This is a genomic window from Winslowiella arboricola, from assembly GCF_025527015.1.
Classification (GTDB): Bacteria; Pseudomonadota; Gammaproteobacteria; order Enterobacterales; family Enterobacteriaceae; genus Erwinia; species Erwinia arboricola.
The window spans coordinates 312,933-329,908 of sequence record NZ_JAODIM010000040.1 but is presented as its reverse complement, the minus strand read 5'-3'; the positions used below and the strand labels follow the sequence as shown (position 1 = coordinate 329,908).

Here is a 16,976-nt window from a genome sequence, read left to right as displayed (position 1 = left end):
CGGCCTCAAACCCCAGTTCCGTCATCCAACGGTGCAATTAATCAGACCTTTGACAAAGAGAAAGAGCAGCAACGTCTGCAGACAGCGCAGCTGATAGGCGAGAGAGGGTTGCAGGTTGCGGATATCGCGCGCACGGAAGGGAATATTGCGGCAATCACTGCGGGTAAGGCTGCACTTGAAAAAGGCGGCACGCGGGAACCCGGTAAAAGCGCTAGTAAGAAAGATTGGGCTGAATATAACGACAAGCTGACCAGCTCCCCGGCCTGGAAAGCAGTGCAGGCGGAATGGGGCACCGGCAGCAGTATTCAGCGTGGTATTTCAGCAGCCACAGCGGTGGTGCAGGGGCTGGCAGGAGGCGATCTTGCAGCGGCAATAGCGGGAGGGGCCGCGCCTTATATTGCTTATGAGATAGGTCAGCGTATCCCGGAAGAAAACCTTGCCGGACGCTTGATGGCGCATGCAGTGGTCAATGCCGCACTGGCGGCCGTGCAGGGGAAAGATATGGCGGTTGCCGCAGCAGGCGCGGCGACGGGGGAACTGGCGGCTAAGATTGCGCTGGATGTTTACAATAAAGACGTAAGCGATTTTAAAGAGGACGAGAAACAGACGATATCAGCCCTGGCAACGCTGGCCAGTGCGCTGGCGGGTGGGTTGATTGGTGACAGCAGCGCTGATACGGTAGCAGGAGCGCAGGCCGGTAAGACGACGGTGGAGAATAATGCGCTGAGTGATATCATAGAGAACAAGGTCTCTGGCGTGTCGCAGGAAGAGAAATACCAGAAAGCGCAGCAGCAGCTTAAAACGCTGGTTGAGGAATATAAACAGCAGAACTGCGCAGGGTTAAGTCCGGATGCGTGCTCGGCAAAAATGGAAGCGCACAGCCAGGAACTGCTGACGGGTGCAGGTCTGTTTGGTGCAGACTTTGTTCCGGTAGTTGGTGATATCAAGAGTTTTGCGGAAGCGCAGTCTGCTCTTGACTATCTTGCAGCGATGGCGGGGCTGATACCGGGGCTGGGCGATGTAGCCGGAAAGGCCATCAAGGCAGCGGAAAAGGCGCTGGCGAAGGGAGATGTTGCTGAAGCGGCGAAACTGATTAATGAGGGCAATCAGTACGTATCAGCAAAAGCTAAAGATGTTCAGATCTGGTCAGAAACGAAGAAAACAGATCCTGTTTCAAACGCTTATGGCCACTGGGATAAATACAAAAGTGAATTTCCCGAGTATCAAAACTCGAAGCAATATGTGGAAGCAGCTCACAGCTTTGTCAGTGATCCACCTGCGGGAACATTAACCAAAGTTCGTAGTAATGGTGAGACGGTATATTACAATCCTTCTACTAATACATTCGCGGTGAAAAGGGTGGATGGCGCTCCCAGAACGATGTTTAAACCAGATCCAGCTGATCATGGATATGAAACAAACTTGGATTACTTTAATGGACAGTAATAGCGATCTTTTTATATGCCGGGTCTGTGGAGCCTGGCAATCAGATCCCCTGTGGGGAGATGATGGAAAAAATGCCAGCTTTAATATATGCGACTGTTGTGGCGTTGAATTTGGCTATGAAGATGCCACACAGGTAGGCTTAAAGCGCTTCAGAGAGAAATGGTTGTCTAATGGAGCCAAATGGAACAATCCAAAATACAGGCCGGAAAACTGGTCTTTAGAAGAACAATTAAAAAATATCCCGCAGGAATATCGCTAAAAAAGAATCCCGGCCACCGAGCCGGGATTTTACGTTATCAGCCAGCTGTTGCCAGCTGGATGATCATCTGTCCCGGCCAGGCGATCACCTGGATCTTCTGCCCGGTCACAACCCCAAATACCTTCATCGCGTGGCTCTCGGGCTGACTGCTTAAACTGCCGCTAAGCCTAAGTAAGTCATATGCAGTTGAACCGATATCACCCTCGATGCTGCGCTGGATATCACGCTACAGACGGCAATAGACAGCCAGAAACTCCAGTAAAGGCGGATCTATCGGTATTGATCTGACAGCGGGATCCGACAGAACCGATCTGACTATTTCGGCCAGTGTCAATACCGCAAAAGGTAATGAGAAAGGTAACAATATCAACTGGAAGGAAATCACCATTGATGCAGGCAGCCGAACATATGAAGATAATCGAGTAATAAACGATCACCTCAGGTTGCTGGCAATCTAAATAAAAACTAAATATGGTCGTAATTCAGGTTTTATGTGAGGTGAGATAAAACGGGCTGAAGTTCGTGAAGCGCCAACCCCAATAAAACATAAACTGTCAGGTGTTGACCACTGCTAAAAAATAAAGCTTCGTGTAACAATTTTCTTTCACCTCTATTTATAACACTAACTATTAATTAATGCGTCACTTGTGAAATTTCATGAAATTAGCGATATTTTTTGTGGTTATTCTCACGGATTATTAATTGCGCCTTAGCTTTTACTTTGTGTTTTGCTATTTTAACCACCACTATGATGAAAGCTCTCGACCAAAAGCAGATAATGTCAAACGGAATGACAGGACGCAGTAAAATGACTATCACCTCTACACCACATGATACAGTGTTTAAACAATTTCTCGCCGACCCGACTATCGCCAGGGATTTTCTGGAGATTCATCTGCCGTCCGCATTTTTACGGCGTTGCAACCTGGATACTCTGCAATTGGCGTCTGGCAATTTTATCGACAATAACCAGCGGGAACTTCGCGCGGATATCTATTATTCAATGAAAACGAATAGTGGAAACGGTAATATCTATTGCGTGATTGAACATCAGAGTTCACCACACAAGCATATGGCGTACCGGCAGTTACGCTATGTTGTAGCCGGGATGCAGCCCTATTACGATGCCCGGAGCGAGTCGTTACCGCTGGTGATTCCGATTGTTTTCTATCATGGTCGTAGAAGGCCTTATCCCTATTCACTCTATTTACGCAAGACAACCAATGAGCCAGAACTGGTAATGGGGCTGCATGACACCTGCTTTCTGTTGGTAGACATTACCGCCATTTCCGATAAGGAAATCCTGAAACATAAAGGGATGGCGCTGCTTGAATTTATGCAGAAGAATATCTTTGCGCATGATCTGGCGGTACACTTTGAACAACTGGTTACCTTGCTGGAAAGCAACAACATTACCGAGGCACAGCGCGCTGCGGCGATTGAATATATACTGCGGGCAGGAGATACTGCAGACACGCCATCATTTATCCAGATGCTGGCGAGGCGATTACCACAAGACAAGGAGTTAATTATGACTATGTCACAGAGACTTGAGATGAAAGGACGGCTGGAAGGGCGTCAGGAAGGGCTTCAGGAAGGGCGTAAGGAAGGGCAGCAGGAGGGCTTACTTAAAGTTGCCCGCGCAATGCTGCTTGAAGGAATAAAAACTTCTACCGTAATGAAAGTGACCGGGCTGAAAAAAGGTGTTATCAGACGACTCCGTTTTTGAATGTATTGATAAATAAAACTCAGGCTCATATTTGTAGAATTATTACCTCCGATATAGTTAATGTTATATGTTTTTTTTCGATGGAAGTTGAGCCTGATAATTCTAACCTATAGCAAATTTTAACCTTATTAGCATAAGGCCAGCTAAACATGTATATAGCTGACTGGCAGTTAAATGTTCAGCTATTGAAAACATAAAATTCCCTGTGTTAAAGCCCGACGACCTTAAATGGAATAACAGGGTTAAAAAAATGAAAAAATCGAGCTGCCAGAGAACAGCTGCAGATAGCTTAGCCTGAAGAACTTCTGTTGCACTATGAGCTTGATACTTTGCAGCTGTTGCCTTTATCTGCCACCTTCACCACCCACGACAATCCTGCCGCCATTACCTATAATAGTTCCCTTCTAACCCAAAATGGCCTGTAACAGATCGTGGCAAAATACCAACAGCTGGTGCATCAGATGCGTGCACAGATTGAAGCGGAAGTGTGGCAACCCGGCGAACGCCTGCCTTCATTACGGGAACAGGTGGCACTGAGCGGCCTGAGCCTGATGACGGTAATGCATGCTTATCAGGTGCTGGAGAGCCAGGGCTGGATCCTGTCGCGTCCGCAGTCCGGCTACTATGTGGCGCCGCGTGCGGAGTTCCTGAGTCAGCCGGTCAGCCATCAGAAGGTGCAGCTGGCGGAAACCGTTGATATCAATGCCTTTATCTTTGATGTATTACAGGCGTGTCGTGATCCCGCGATTATGCCGTTTGGTTCCGCCTTTCCCGATCCGGAGCTTTTTCCGCAACGACAGCTTATGCGTTCGCTTAATAGCGTGTCGCGCACACTTACCTCCGCCGATGCGATTAATAATCTGCCGCCGGGTAATGAAGCGCTGCGCAAAATGCTGGCGCAACGCTATGCCCAGCAGGGCATCACCGTATCACCGGATGAAATTGTGATTACCAACGGCGCAATGGAAGCGCTGAACCTTAGCATGCAGGCGGTGACCGAGCCGGGTGACTGGGTGGTGATTGAGAACCCGTCATTTTACGGTGCGCTCCAGGCGATTGAGCGGCTAAAACTGAAGACGGTGGCCATCGCCACCGATCCGCAGCATGGTATGGATCTCGATGAGCTAAGAAGGGCGCTGGCGCGCTGGCCAGTCAAAGCGTGCTGGCTGATGACCAACCAGCAGAATCCGGTAGGCTTTACGCTGACGGCGGAAAAGAAGCAGCAACTGGTCGCGCTGCTGGCGGAATATAATGTGGCATTAATTGAAGATGATGTTTACAGCGAGCTCTATTTTGGCGGCGATAAACCACTGCCGGCGAAGGCGTTTGATCACGCCAGCAATGTGCTGCACTGTTCTTCGTTCTCAAAAAATCTGGTCGCCGGTTTCCGTGTCGGCTGGGTGGCGGCGGGCAAACATGCCCAGCGCATCCAGCGTTTACAGCTGATGAGCACCCTGTCGACCAGTACGCCGATGCAGCTGGCGCTGGCCAACTATCTCGGTACGCGCAGTTACGACAGCCATCTGCGCAAACTGCGTCAGGTGCTGGAGCAGCGTAAAAATCTGGCGCGCCAGTCATTGAAACGCCACTTGCCGCAGGGTACGCGGATTAACGATTCGCGTGGCGGCTATTTTCTGTGGATTGAGTTGCCGAAGCAGGTGAATGCCACCGAGCTTTACTACCAGGCATTAAACCACCAGATCAGTATTGCGCCAGGCAGCATGTTCTCGTCAGGCCAGCAGTATACAAACTATTTCCGTTTTAATGCGTCGTGGGCATGGGATGAAGCGCAGGAAGCGGCAGCAGCGACGCTTGGCGGCCTGATAGCCGCCATGATGTGATTTAAACCGTTGCTGCCGGAGTGTTGCCCCAGGTCAGAGAATAGACGTCGTAAAAATCTACTTCGCCTTTCTTCGAGAGCAACTGGTTAATTCCGGCTTTAACATTCTCCGGGGTGGCGTGGTGGTTGAGGATCTCGCTGATCGCATCATCAGACAGGGTGCGCACATAATACCATTCGCCGTAGTAACAGACGCGCAGATCGTGCAGGTGGTCGATATCCTCAAAGCGGTATTTCGGATTGATATCCAGCAGCATCAGTACGCTCATCACCAGGATAAACACCGTTGCGCCCCAGAATGCCGGCCAGCCAAGAAAATCAGTGGTAAAGATCAGCACCACCGTCAGGGCATAACAGATATACATCGACAGCCACAGACCGGGATGGGTTTTAAGAAAGTTAAAGCTGAAGCGAGGTTTATTATCGCGCTGCTCTTCACGATTGAGTACGTCGATCTCACGCTGCAGGATCTGTTTTATTTCGTTCATTATTCACCTCGGTATACAAACTCCAACCAGGGTAAAATTAGAACACGCTGCGCCAGATAATAACAGACACAGTTATAGCTCTTTTTTCTATAACAGTTGCCGCTGGCAGCTCCATACGCTATTTACTGGAAGGGCTGCGATCCTTTGCAGGGGCACTGCCCTCTTCGCCAGCCTCAGGTTCAACGGGCAGGCAATGACCCCGACGCAGTATCAGGCTGGCGACAATCATAGCCGCCGGGATCGGCAGCAGAGTAACGAGGAATTTGAGTACCATCAGCACGTTGGTCAGTATAAGGTGAGCAGGCGTGCAGTTATCACTGAGGCGCATCGCAATCTGATTTATCGAGTTAATCGCCTCTTCAATCAGCTGCTGATAGTAAGAAAAGAAAAACGTTACGGTAAATACGCTGGCCATCAGGCCGGTAATCAGGGAGATATCAATTGATCGCGGAATTCCCCATTTCGCGCGCATCTCAGGCCGTTTACTAACACCAGGCTTTTCACTTTTGGCATCACTACTGTTACCTGGCATCATTACGTCCTCAAATGTTGAAACTCCTTCGCCAGATCGTAATAATCCTGAAAAATATTCAGCAGAAATACGCGTTCATTTAAACTCTGGCTGCCAATCATGCTGATAAAAAACTGACCATTGTCATGAGTTCATCTGGAATTGCGCCGGTTTTAACATGATAACCAGGTGAGTCTTATCATCATAAGGCAGTAGTGAATATATTCGCCTGCATTAAATAGGATACTTATGTAATATGCAATACCGCTTTTCTTATTAATGAATTAATTTTTATTTTACGAAAAAATTAATATTAATTTCTAACTTTATGATTTATATCAATTAAAGTTTTAATCTCTCATTAATTCTGGTCATAAAATTAGTCCTGAGTATATACTTGCAAACTGTTTTGTCGGCTGTTAATGATATTTCAAGCTAAAGGGAGAGGGTTATTGTTATGGATGGGATTGGGAATGTTCCCGATAAAAAATATGGCAATTATATTGCTAAAGCACCATCCAGTGTCAGTATGTTCTCGCTGGCCAGCCGTCTGGCTAAATTTAATGTTCCGGTATTGATTACCGGTGAAACCGGTACCGGAAAAGAGTGCGTGGCGAAATATATTCATCACGCCGCATTTGATCACACGGCGCCCTATGTCGGAGTTAACTGTGCGGCAATTCCGGAGAATATGCTGGAAGCCACTCTCTTTGGCTATGAAAAGGGCGCTTTTACTGGCGCAGTTAACAGTCAGCCAGGGAAATTTGAGCAAGCAAATGGTGGAACATTATTGCTGGATGAAATCGGCGATATGCCACTTTCATTGCAGGTTAAATTACTGCGTGTGTTACAGGAACAGGAAGTTGAACGGCTTGGCAGCTACAAAAAAATCCCGCTGGATATCCGGCTGATTGCCTCGACCAATAAAGATCTTAGCAGGGAGATCGCTGAAGGGCGCTTCCGTCAGGATCTCTACTTTCGGCTTGCGGTAGTACCAATTCATATTGCACCGTTGCGCGAGCGTAAGCAGGAGATTATTCCGCTGGCCGAATTCTTTATGAGCAAGTATCGCAAACTGCTCCCACAAATGCCGGCGCTGACCGCCGACGCCCGCCTGCTGCTGGAGGGTTATCACTGGCCGGGCAATGTGCGCGAGCTGGAAAACATCGTTCAGCGCGGACTGATTATGAGTGTCGATGGCCAGCTAAACGCCGCCTGCTTTGGTCTGCAACTTGCAACCGGGTTAGCGTCGGAGGCGATGCCGTGCAGCGATGTTGCGTGCGAACTGAGCGGCAACATTTCGATCAAACAGCGCGGACGAATCGCCGAATTTCAATACATTGTCGAGCTGCTCAATCTCCATCAGGGAAATAAAGCCAAAACCGCTGAATTCCTCGGCATTACGCCGCGGGCGCTGCGCTACCGGCTGGCAACTATGCGCCAGCAGGGGTTTAATTTGGGATAACCTGCCTGCATTCACTTATCGTAACTCAATATCAATCCTGACGGCATAACCACCACCCGACGATTCTCAAACTCAAAACCATTCAGCGTTGCGCCATTGTGCACCATGAAACTTAAAATATTCTGGACCAGCCGGTGGCCTTGCGGGTTGGCATAGTAGAGTGGCTGATAGCTGTAAAGTAAGCCGGATGGCGTGCGGTGTTGCAGCTGCATCTTTAATTTACTGCTGAAACTGCTGTCATCCGGGCTGGTAAGAGTAATAAACACTGCACCGCCGCGTACTTCAAAGCGCGGATTGTAAAGCTCACGTTTATCACCCTGCAAATCGTAATAGCCCAGCTGAATATTTTCGTTGGTGATCTGCGGTAAAAAAATATCGCTGTTATTGGTAGCTGGTAACGAACGAACCAGCATCGCCAGCAATAAAATCAGAAAAACCAGTACCATCAGGCTAATTGACGCATACTGCCATTTCATTGAGTTTCCGCTCCGTTTCATTAAAAATCAGGGAATTAAGCTTAGTGATATCCTGCCGCCAGTGAAACAGATTCATTGCCAGCTGACGTTGATCGCAACGACTGCGTAAGCTGATAGTCAGGTTAAGTAAGGTCACTGATGAGTGAAAATAGATATCCATTTTCACCTGCCGCTCTTTTAGCGCGTGTTCCAGCTTTATGAGTGTGGAACCCAGGATGCTATTTATCTCTTCACGTGTTCCCTCATTGCGCGGGTTAAATTGCTCTAATTGCAGCAGCCGAATCTGGCTGTAAACCCCTGCCTGAAATTCCTCAAAGCGAGGCTGTGGCGGATTATCGTTAAGCCAGATGACTGTCGCTAAGGTCAGCACAATAATCTGTAACAGAAAAATCCCCTGCCACAAACGACGCGGATATTTATCGTGTTGCGTGGCCATCTGTTGTTCACTTTCCGGCAGCGGCTCTGCAATCCACTCTTCCGCTGGCGGCAATCTTTCGGCCTCCTCGCCCGATATCCGATCCTCACCGCTCAGCCTGGCGCTTTCAGGCTGTTCGTGCTGCGGATCTTTATCAACATCAAGGCGGCGAAAATGGCAAAATGAGGCATCCAGCATATAGCCTTTTTTCGGAATGGTTTTAATAATGCGCTGCTGTTTACCGTCATCTTCTAATGCCACACGTAGCGCATGAATGGCATTAGGTAAGCTGTTACTGCCAATCACCCGACGTTCCCACACCAGCGTATTCAGCTCTTCACGCGTGAGAATCTGGTCCGCATGCTGGATCATCACAATCAGTAATTTCAGCTGATATTCGCCCAGGCGCCGCTGTTCACCATTCTGCTGGTGAATTAATGCTCCTGCGCTGATATCGATAAGCCAGTTGTTAATGACGCATTCGGCATTCATGCCAGTCCGGAAGGTTGAAATACTTAGCATTGCTATAATGAATCACTCAAAAATGCGCCTGATGTAATTAAGCAAGAAAAATCTCAATCCGTCAGGGCTGAAGATTAATTCACTTGCCGTATATTGTTTATATTTAGCGCAGGGTTATTGCGCCATTTAACCTATTCTGAAACTGTTTAAGTGTAAAGGGCATTTTTTTGATGTTTCATACTTCTCTTTTTTTAATAATGGCTTATCTATCAATATGTTTTTAAAAATGCCATTTCATAATGTTAAAGAACATTAATAATTTTTAATTGATATTATATTTACATAAATGATTTTAACTTTTCGTTTAGGGTTGGTTTATTTTATTTTGTCTTTATTTCCGCCTCAGGGAGGTTAACTTCCCCTGTGACGGAAGAGAAGTTTCCTATGGTTTCATCATCACCCTGGTTTTATTCTGTTTTAAATTCTGGCATGCGCTTTGCTATATCACTGGCCGGGCCTTTGCCATGGATGGTGATAAGTTGCCTTTTGTGGACGTATTAATTCCTGAAATGATTTTCTGAAGATTATTTAGCATGAGCGTATTGAGCGATATTACCACTCTCACGCCAGCAGAAGAGAGTGACTATTTACAACAGTGGCTGCCATTAGTTAAAGGCATCGTACGCCAGCTATCGGCGCAGGCAGATAACGTAATGGATCGGGACGATCTGCAGCAGGTGGCATTAATCGGCTTGCTGGACGCGTTACGTCGTTATGGACGTCCTGATGCGCAGTTCGCCTGTTACGCCTTACAGCGCGTCCGCGGAGCGGTGCTCGATCAGTTGCGGCTGCATGACTGGCGCCCACGTCGTCTGCGGCAGAAAACGCACAAGATCAATGATGCGGTACGCGAACTGACGCGTAAGCTCGGGCACCAGCCAACCGAGGAGGAGATTCGCCATCATCTCGGCCTGAGCAGCAAAACTTTCCAGGAGTATCTGCTGCTGGAAAGCGCCAGCAGTATGGAAAGTTTTGACGATCTGCTGTTAATCGATGGTTTAGAATCTGCATTACAGGGGCGGGTTATGGCGGAGGAAATTGAGGTTCAGCGGACTTTATCGCTGGCGCTCAGTTCACTTGATGAGCGCGAGAAAGTCATTCTCATGCTCTATCATCAGAAAGAGATGAGTCTGAAGGAAATAGCGTTAATTCTGGATTTAACTGAGGCGCGCATTTGCCAGTTGAATAAAAAGATCAGTGAAAAAATAAAAACATTCTTCTGAGTGAAACCTGCGGATGAACCTGTCCGGCAATAAATTGCTCCTGTTTTTTGAACTCTGTCATTGGTTCTACCGGTGAACATCGACACCGGTTTTTTTTCTAATCGATGTGATTTGACTTAAGTCGATAAAAATTAAGTGATTATGTGATCACGGCAGTGATGATTTCTGTTGCACCTCTGTTAATAACTGCCACACTGAATACATCGATGTTCACTTTAACGGGAGTAGTTATATGTTCCCTTCCACAGGCAATTTGTTGTTGATGATGTCATTTGCCGCCGGAACCTTTTCTGCCGGGATCTCAGGCAATCCTCAGCATCTGATGCTGGGATCGCCGTCAAATGGCGTGCCCAATAGTCCCTTGCCGCTGATTATTTATCCGCGCATCGTGCCGGATGAGATTGAAGATATCGCGGCTTATTTTGAACAGCAGTTTGCTCAACATGGCTGGAGCCCACGCTGGCGTGCGCCGGTGTTTCCTTATACCCATTATCATTCCAACACCCATGAGTTGCTGGGCGTCTGTGAAGGCTGGGCCGAAATCCTGTTTGGTGGCGAAAGCGGTCGTATGGTGACCCTGCGCGCAGGCGATGCGGTGCTGATTCCGGCAGGGGTCGGTCATCGACAAGTAGCCGCCAGTGAAGAATTTTTCACCGTTGGCGCTTATCCTGAAGGTATGGAGCCCGATACGCTACGCGATGACCAAAGTAAAATGGCGCTGGCTATCAAAAACATTCAACGTGTCCCAATGCCGCCAACAGATCCCATTACTGGCGGTGAAGGCGCCGTGACGGAACTCTGGCATCCCATCGCGGCCCAGGGCTGATTTTCCCTGTGGCGAGAAGGCCGCACTGATACAGGGGCGGCCTTCTCGCCGCCTGTCCACTCATTGCTGCCATTTTGTGACCTCAGCCACGCCTGGTGTTTTATAACCATATGAATATAAAGATAAATTTATAATCGTTACCCTCAGGCTAATGTTCCGTCGCGCGGCTTTATTGATGCAACAGGACCAACTTCTTAAAATTCATCTCAGTCAGGTTATTCACAGAACTGAATTGAATCAGGAGGTTAACCATGTTGCCTGGACAAGCGTCATCACGTGTCTGGGATACGCGCCGCAGCGAAAAGCGACGTCGCATCGCATCCCTCAATTTGCAGGGAAAAGTCTTACCCACCGCCGACTTACCGGCTTTACTGGAAAAACTGATCGCTCCCGGCGATCGGGTGATCCTCGAAGGTAATAATCAGAAGCAGGCCGATTTTCTTTCACGGATGCTGGCGGAAGTCGATCCGGCGAAAGTGCACGATCTGCATATGATTATGCCGAGTGTCGGACGCAGTGAGCATCTCGATATCTTCGAAAAAGGCATTGCCCGCAAACTCGATTTCTCCTTCTCCGGCACCCAGAGTCTGCGTATCTCGCAGCTGCTGGAAGATGGCGTGCTGGAGATCGGTGCGATCCACACCTATATCGAACTCTATGCCCGTCTGTATGTTGATCTGATCCCCAATGTGGCGCTGGTGGCGGGCTTTAAGGCCGACCGCAAAGGCAATCTTTATACCGGTGCCAGCACCGAAGATACGCCAGCGCTGGTGGAAGCCGCGGCTTTCCGTGATGGTCTGGTGATTGCGCAGGTCAACGAACTGGTAGATGACGAGTGCGATCTGCCGCGCGTTGACATTCCCGGTTCCTGGGTCGATTTTGTGGTGGTGGCCGACAAGCCGTTCTTTATCGAACCGCTGTTTACCCGCGACCCGCGCATGATCAAACAGGAACATATCCTGATGGCGATGATGGCGATTAAAGGCATCTACGCTGAGCATCAGGTGCAGTCGCTGAATCACGGTATTGGCTTTAATACCGCCGCTATCGAACTGCTGCTGCCGACTTACGGTGAACAGCTGGGTCTGAAAGGCAAAATTTGCCGTCACTGGACCCTTAACCCGCATCCGACCCTGATCCCCGCCATTGAAAGCGGCTGGGTGGAGAGTGTCCACAGCTTTGGTAGCGAGCTGGGGATGGAAAACTATATCGCTGCGCGTCCGGATGTGTTCTTCACCGGATCCGACGGATCGATGCGATCGAATCGTGCTTTCTGCCAGCTGGCCGGGCAATACGCGGTGGATATGTTTATTGGCTCGACGCTGCAAATTGATGGCTACGCCAACTCTTCAACCGTAACCCGTGGACGCCTATCCGGCTTCGGCGGCGCGCCAAATATGGGCCACGATCCACACGGCCGTCGCCACGCGACGCCTGCCTGGCTGGCGATGATCGACAAACCCGATCCAATGGTTCGCGGTCGTAAGCTGGTGGTGCAGATGGTGGAAACCTTCCAGGCCGGGGTGAAACCGACCTTTGTCGAAAAACTCGATGCGCTTGAAGTGGCGAAAGCCGCCGCGATGCCGCTGGCGCCGGTGATGATCTACGGCGATGACGTCACCCATGTGCTGACCGAAGAGGGGATTGCCTATCTCTATCGGGCACAGTCGATGGAAGAGCGTCGCGCGATGGTAGCCGCGGTAGCGGGTATTACTGATATCGGGCTGGGTGTCGATGCCGCACGGGTGGCGCAGCTGCGTCGTGAAGGCAAAGTGGCGTTCCCGGAAGATCTGGGGATCCGCCGTACCGAAGCCAGTCGTTCACTGCTGGCGGCCGGTAGCGTGGCGGATCTGGTCGAATGGTCCGGCGGTTTATATAACCCGCCAGCGAAATTCCGGAGCTGGTAATGAGGCTACAACCCGGTTTTTCCGCCACTGACGCTGAGCAGTACGCCGAACGTCTGGCCAGAGTGGCGACGGATTGTCTGATTGCTGAAGCCCGTCTCAGTCCGAAACCCGGACTGGTGGATGCCCGCGGCAACGGCGCGCACCAGGATTTAAGCCTGGCGCTAATGGAGCGCTCCGCCCACAGCCTGACGCCAACCTTCTGTCAGCTGGCGCTGCACAGCTGGCAGCGCCGTGCGGATATCGCGCTACGTCAGCAGGTCGGAAAACTGGGGCGCGAGGGTGAAGCCAGCATGATGGCGGCCACCAACGGGGTAAATACCCATCGCGGCGCTATCTGGGCGCTGGGGCTGCTGGTGTCGGCGGCGGCGATGCAGGGTGATAGCGCCAGCGCGGTGCTAATTACTGACAGTGCAGCTCGTCTGGCACAGCTGCCTGATGAGGCCGCGCCGAAGTCGTTTAGCAAAGGTCTGCGTGCTACTCAGCGCTATCAGTTGCCGGGGGCGCGTGAAGAGGCGCAGCAGCGCTTTCCGCATGTGATGCAGCTGGCGCTGCCGCAGCTGCATCGCAGCCGTCAACAGGGCGCCAGTGAAGCAGCGGCGCAACTTGATGCGCTGATGGCGATTATGACCTCGTTAAGCGACACCTGTGTGCTGTCGCGCGCCGGGCTGGCTGGTTTACAGGCGATGCAGCAGGGCGCAAAAGCAGTGCTGATCGCGGGCGGCTGTGCGCAGCCTGCCGGACGTGCAGCCCTGGCGCGGCTGGACAGTCAGATGCTGGCATTAAATGCCTCGCCGGGTGGCGCCGCGGATCTGCTGGCGGCCACCCTGTTTTTAGACCGAATAACAGAACATTAATTATCTGAGAGGACGTTATGGAACAAATCACCTTATCGTTTCCGGCCACGCGCACCCTGCAAGGCAGAGCGCTGGCGGGCGTGGTGGGTTCTGGCGATCTGGAAGCGCTGTTTGTGGCGAACACTGACAGCACGCTGCATGTCGCCATTACCACCTCGGTAGACAACAGCGAAGCGCGCTGGCGTGCGCTGTTTGACCGCTTAACCGCGCTCAGCAGCCTGCCGGGCGGTACGCTGACCATTCACGACTTTGGCGCCACGCCTGGTGTGGCGCGCATCCGAATTGAACAGGTATTTGAGGAGGCGAGCGATGCGTGACGATCGCAGTTTTATCGAGCTGAAAGCGCGTGAGCGTGCCCGTCAGCTGCTGGATAGCGGCAGCTTCCGTGAACTGCTCGACCCTTTTGCCGCCATCACTTCACCGTGGCTGAGCGGCCAGGGCATTGTGCCGCAAGCCGATGACGGCATGGTGGTCGCCAAAGGCACAATTAATGGTCAGCCAGCGGTGGTTATCGCCGTCGAAGGGGCGTTCCAGGGCGGCAGTATGGGCGAAGTCTCCGGCGCGAAAATGGCGGCGGCGCTGGAGCTGGCGGCGGAAGATAACCGCAACGGCATTGCCACCCAGGCGGTACTGTGTCTGGAAACCGGTGGCGTGCGTCTGCAGGAAGCCAACCTCGGGCTGGCGGCGATTGCCGATATCCACGCGGCGATTGTCGATCTGCGCCGCTATACCCCGGTGATTGGCGTCATTGCCGGCACCGTCGGCTGCTTTGGCGGTATGTCGATTGCGGCGGCGTTATGCAGCTATCTGATCGTTACCCGCGAGGCGCGCCTCGGTCTTAATGGTCCGCAGGTGATTGAGCAGGAAGCGGGAATCGATGAGTACGACTCGCGCGATCGGCCGTTTATCTGGAGCATGACCGGCGGCGAAGTGCGCTACCAGAGCGGCCTGGTCGATGCACTGGTCGGCGACGGTATCCAGGCGGTGAAACAGGCGGTCAATGCGGCGATTGCCAAAGGGGTGCCGGTTCAGCATCGCTCTGATAACTATCACTACTATCTGCCGCTGTTGCAGCGGTTCGATACCAGCAAACAGGCCGACGCGCAGCAAATTCAACAGCTGTTCGCCGACAAGGAGGGGTTATGAGTCATCCAGTCAGTCGCGGTGAACGCTGGCTTTCACTGCTAAGCGCAGGCGGTCAGCGCCTGTCAGGTCTCTGCCCGTCAGTACAGGTGGTGGATGGCAGTCTGGCGGGTCAGCAGGCGCGGTTTATCGCCGTGGTGCCGGATGCGGATAATCACTATCCGCGCGCGGCCAGAGGGGAGGTGGGACTGCTGGAGGGCTGGACGCTGGCCAAAGTGGTTAATGAAGCGGTCGCCGCCGATGCCGGACGTGCGGAAAAACGCATTATCGTGGCGGTGATTGATGTGCCAAGCCAGGCCTATGGCCGCCGCGAAGAAGCTTTTGGCATTCACCAGGCGCTGGCTGGCGCTGCAGGCGCGTACGCCAAAGCGCGTCTGGCCGGTCATCCGGTGATTGGTCTGATCGTCGGTAAGGCGATGTCCGGGGCGTTTCTGGCGCATGGTTACCAGGCTAATCAGCTGATCGCCTTTAACGATCCTGACGTGATGATTCATGCGATGGGTAAAGAGTCGGCGGCGCGCATCACCCTGCGCAGCGTTGAGGCGCTGGAGAAACTGGCGGCCACCGTGCCACCGATGGCCTACGACATTGGCAACTACCAGACGCTGGGCTTACTCGATACCTTGCTGGATATTCAGCAACCCGATCAGCCCACTGCCGCTGATGGTCAGCAGGTGATCGACACTCTGATCGCCGCGGTCAGTCAGGCGCGTGCTGGCGATCGTTCGCTGCGTCACCGCCTGCGTGGCGCCAATCGCCGCAGTTCCGCGCTGGTGCGCGAACGGATGCGCGCCGACTGGTAAATCATTCTGAGACAGACCTGCCAGGGGTGTCCGTGATGGCCACCCCTGAAAAAATAATAAACTCATCGCGCCTGTGCTTAATCTTAACTAATTGTTAACAGGTGATTTATGACTTACGTAATTGTTCATGCCCTTGCACCGATCTTTATTATTATGCTGTTAGGTTTTTATGCCGGTAAGGCGAAAATGGTCGATAACCATAACGTCTCACTGCTGAATATTTTTGTGATGGATTTTGCCCTGCCTGCGGCGCTGTTTGCCGCCACCGTGCAGACGCCATGGAGCGGGATTGTGCAGCAGTGGCCGCTGGTGGTGGTACTGACGCTGGCGATGTGGATCACCTATGGCGCTATCTATCTGCTGTGTACCAAAGTGTTTGGTAAAACCCCGCAGGATGCGGCGGTGCTGACCCTGACCGTTGCGTTGCCAAACTATGCCGCGCTGGGCCTGCCGATTCTCAGCAGCGTGCTGGGCGATGGCTCCACCACGTCGCTGTCAGTAGCGGTGTCGATTGCCTGCGGTTCGGTGCTGATGACGCCATTCTGCCTGCTGATCCTCGAACGTGAGAAAGCGTTAAAAGCAGGTGGCGATGCCGGTTCTTCGCTGGCGATGTTGCCGGTGCTGATGTGGCGTTCCGTTACCAAACCGATTGTCTGGGGACCGCTGCTTGGCGTGGTGCTGTCCGCTTTTGGCCTGCGGATGCCGGAACTGCTGCTGACCTCAATAAAACCACTGGGTCTGGCCGCCACCGCGGCAGCGCTGTTCCTGACCGGGGTGATTCTGTCGGCGCGCCAGCTGAAAATTAATCGGGTGGTAATTATCGGCAGCCTGGTAACCATGCTGGTGCAGCCGTTTATTGCCTGGGGGCTGGTGTTAATGCTGGGCATACATGGATCGCTGGCGATCACCGCGATCCTGATGGTGGCACTGTCAGCTGGTTTCTTTGGCGTGGTGTTTGGCAACCGCTTTGGCGTTGAGTCGCCGGATGCTGAAGCCACATTGCTGATTAGTTCAGTGCTCTGTATTGTCACCCTGCCGCTATTTATCTCACTGACCGCAGGAATCTGAA

General features: G+C 51.7%; 18 protein-coding genes. 14 read left to right on the top strand and 4 right to left on the bottom strand.

Features of this window, described 5'->3' with window-relative positions:
* The first annotated feature begins 108 nt into the window (after positions 1–108).
* From N5923_RS11395 to N5923_RS11380, 5 genes are all read left to right on the top strand, one after another.
* Positions 109–1,446 carry a VENN motif pre-toxin domain-containing protein gene (locus N5923_RS11395; RefSeq protein ID WP_267143769.1) on the top strand — a complete coding sequence of 446 codons (1,338 nt, stop codon included), beginning with the start codon at positions 109–111 and terminating at the stop codon, positions 1,444–1,446.
* Complete coding sequence (locus tag N5923_RS11390; RefSeq protein WP_267143770.1) at positions 1,412–1,705, top strand: hypothetical protein; 294 nt, start codon at positions 1,412–1,414, stop codon at positions 1,703–1,705. Before N5923_RS11395 ends, N5923_RS11390 begins: the two co-directional genes overlap by 35 nt.
* 272 nt (positions 1,706–1,977) lie before the next feature.
* Positions 1,978–2,163, top strand: coding sequence for a hypothetical protein (locus tag N5923_RS24790; protein ID WP_407704441.1), 186 nt, complete (start codon positions 1,978–1,980; stop codon positions 2,161–2,163).
* Positions 2,164–2,513: 350 nt separating this feature from the next.
* Complete coding sequence (locus tag N5923_RS11385) at positions 2,514–3,434, top strand: Rpn family recombination-promoting nuclease/putative transposase (protein ID WP_267143771.1); 921 nt, start codon at positions 2,514–2,516, stop codon at positions 3,432–3,434.
* A gap of 431 nt (positions 3,435–3,865) precedes the next feature.
* Entirely contained in the window at positions 3,866–5,275 is a 1,410-nt protein-coding gene (locus tag N5923_RS11380) for an aminotransferase-like domain-containing protein (protein ID WP_267145234.1), read from the top strand.
* 1 nt (position 5,276) lies between these two features.
* On the opposite strand, the gene N5923_RS11375 is transcribed toward N5923_RS11380, so the two are convergent.
* Both N5923_RS11375 and N5923_RS11370 read right to left on the bottom strand, forming a co-directional pair.
* Complete coding sequence (locus N5923_RS11375) at positions 5,277–5,762, bottom strand: YlaC family protein (RefSeq protein ID WP_267143773.1); 486 nt, start codon at positions 5,760–5,762, stop codon at positions 5,277–5,279.
* A 118-nt stretch (positions 5,763–5,880) separates the two neighbouring features.
* Entirely contained in the window at positions 5,881–6,297 is a 417-nt protein-coding gene (locus N5923_RS11370) for a flagellar type III secretion system protein FlhB (RefSeq protein WP_267143774.1), read from the bottom strand.
* 433 nt (positions 6,298–6,730) lie between these two features.
* Between N5923_RS11370 and N5923_RS11365 the strand changes: the two genes are divergently transcribed.
* Entirely contained in the window at positions 6,731–7,738 is a 1,008-nt protein-coding gene (locus tag N5923_RS11365) for a sigma-54 interaction domain-containing protein (protein ID WP_267143775.1), read from the top strand.
* Positions 7,739–7,749: 11 nt separating this feature from the next.
* Here the strand turns inward: N5923_RS11365 and N5923_RS11360 are convergent, their stop codons facing one another.
* The gene (locus N5923_RS11360) at positions 7,750–8,214 is read right to left on the bottom strand and encodes a hypothetical protein (RefSeq protein WP_267143776.1); all 465 of its coding nucleotides are present in this window, start codon (positions 8,212–8,214) and stop codon (positions 7,750–7,752) included.
* Entirely contained in the window at positions 8,189–9,121 is a 933-nt protein-coding gene (locus N5923_RS11355; RefSeq protein ID WP_267143777.1) for a winged helix-turn-helix domain-containing protein, read from the bottom strand. The genes N5923_RS11360 and N5923_RS11355 overlap by 26 nt, the downstream gene beginning before the upstream one ends.
* A gap of 563 nt (positions 9,122–9,684) precedes the next feature.
* Between N5923_RS11355 and N5923_RS11350 the strand changes: the two genes are divergently transcribed.
* The 8 genes from N5923_RS11350 to N5923_RS11315 all read left to right on the top strand — a co-directional run bounded on the left by N5923_RS11350 (position 9,685) and on the right by N5923_RS11315 (position 16,975).
* Positions 9,685–10,374, top strand: a complete 690-nt coding sequence (locus N5923_RS11350; protein WP_267143778.1) for a FliA/WhiG family RNA polymerase sigma factor — start codon at positions 9,685–9,687, stop codon at positions 10,372–10,374.
* 232 nt (positions 10,375–10,606) lie between these two features.
* Positions 10,607–11,200 carry a cupin domain-containing protein gene (locus N5923_RS11345; RefSeq protein ID WP_267143779.1) on the top strand — a complete coding sequence of 198 codons (594 nt, stop codon included), beginning with the start codon at positions 10,607–10,609 and terminating at the stop codon, positions 11,198–11,200.
* Positions 11,201–11,451: 251 nt separating this feature from the next.
* Positions 11,452–13,107, top strand: a complete 1,656-nt coding sequence (gene mdcA, locus N5923_RS11340; RefSeq protein ID WP_267143780.1) for a malonate decarboxylase subunit alpha — start codon at positions 11,452–11,454, stop codon at positions 13,105–13,107.
* Positions 13,107–13,961 (top strand): triphosphoribosyl-dephospho-CoA synthase, encoded by an 855-nt coding sequence (locus N5923_RS11335; RefSeq protein ID WP_267143781.1) that lies wholly within the window; start codon positions 13,107–13,109, stop codon positions 13,959–13,961. The genes mdcA and N5923_RS11335 overlap by 1 nt, the downstream gene beginning before the upstream one ends.
* A 17-nt stretch (positions 13,962–13,978) precedes the next feature.
* Positions 13,979–14,278, top strand: a complete 300-nt coding sequence (mdcC, locus tag N5923_RS11330; protein ID WP_267143782.1) for a malonate decarboxylase acyl carrier protein — start codon at positions 13,979–13,981, stop codon at positions 14,276–14,278.
* Complete coding sequence (locus tag N5923_RS11325) at positions 14,271–15,107, top strand: biotin-independent malonate decarboxylase subunit beta (protein WP_267143783.1); 837 nt, start codon at positions 14,271–14,273, stop codon at positions 15,105–15,107. Before mdcC ends, N5923_RS11325 begins: the two co-directional genes overlap by 8 nt.
* Positions 15,104–15,907, top strand: coding sequence for a biotin-independent malonate decarboxylase subunit gamma (mdcE, locus tag N5923_RS11320; protein ID WP_267143784.1), 804 nt, complete (start codon positions 15,104–15,106; stop codon positions 15,905–15,907). The genes N5923_RS11325 and mdcE overlap by 4 nt, the downstream gene beginning before the upstream one ends.
* Positions 15,908–16,015: 108 nt before the next feature.
* Positions 16,016–16,975, top strand: a complete 960-nt coding sequence (locus tag N5923_RS11315) for an AEC family transporter (RefSeq protein ID WP_267143785.1) — start codon at positions 16,016–16,018, stop codon at positions 16,973–16,975.
* Position 16,976 lies beyond the last annotated feature (1 nt).